General features: G+C 61.8%; 1 protein-coding gene. It reads right to left on the bottom strand.

The genetic code is table 11. From position 1 onward, the window contains the following. Window positions 1–69: 69 nt before the first annotated feature. Window positions 70–1,122, bottom strand: a 1,053-nt coding sequence (gene tssI, locus ACE04F_RS00005) for a type VI secretion system tip protein TssI/VgrG (protein ID WP_486103866.1), incomplete at its 5' end; no start/stop codon positions are given.

Here is a 1,122-nt window from a genome sequence, read left to right as displayed (position 1 = left end):
CCCCCCCCCCCCCCCCACGGGATTATCGTTTTCCTTAGTGAGTCAGGCTGGGCTGTTCTGCGGTGAACCTCAGTGCTTGGCTTTTGCCGGAAACAACGCTTTCACCGCAGCCTCGATCACGCCCTTGATGCCTTTGCCCTTGGGGTCCACGGCGCTGGCGCCACCGGAGTTGAGGTCCAAACGGCCACCGGTGTCGATGTTGCCGTTGCCACTGGCGTAGATGTTGAAGGCGGTGCCGGAGATATTGATCTCGCCACTGGCGTTGAACTCCAGCACGCTTTTGCCACATACCAGCCGAATCTGCGAACCCGCCTCGACGAGGTATTGGCTCGCAATGCTGTCGCTCTTGGCCCCGCCGACGAGCAATGTGTCGTTGCGCTGTACGGCCCGCAGCCGGTCTTCGCCAATGCGGACGGTTTCGTTGCGGCCGATGCTTTTGGTGCGGTCGTGGCCGACCGAATGGCTCTCATCCACTTCGACCACGATGTCCTGGTTGCGCTCGGCGTGGATGTAAAGCTGCTCGGCGCCTTTCTTGTCTTCCATGCGTATTTCGTTGAAATTCGCCGGCGTGCCGCCCTTGCTCGATCGACTCTTGGTGCCGCTCTGGGTGGCATTGGCGGGCAGCGCGTAGGGTACGGTCTGTTCGGCGTTATACACGCGACCGGTGACGATGGGTCGGTCGGGGTCGCCTTCAAGGAAGCTCACGATGACTTCCTGACCAATGCGCGGTATCTGCACCGAGCCCCAATTCTTGCCGGCCCAGGCCTGCGACACCCGAATCCAGCACGAACTGTTTTCGTTGGACTGGTCGTGGCGGTCCCAATAAAAATGCACCTTCACCCGGCCGAACTGATCGGTCCAGATTTCCTCGCCTTTGGGACCCACGACCAACGCGGTCTGCGGGCCCTTGACGATCGGGCGATGGGTGATCGCCATTGGACGGAAGCTTTGCTGGGCGTCGATGCAGGTCAGGCTGCTTTCGAACTGCGCCGAAGGCCCCCCGACGCCGCTCTCGCCACTTTCCTGGGAAAGGTAATAACGCGCGCCGACGATCAGGTATTCGCGGTTCTGGTCCTGGCGGCTGAAGCCGGTCAGGCTGAACAGATGCCCCGAGCCCAGGCC

The organism is Pseudomonas sp. AGC41 (assembly GCF_057334555.1).
This window is presented reverse-complemented; position numbering and strand designations above follow the sequence as displayed.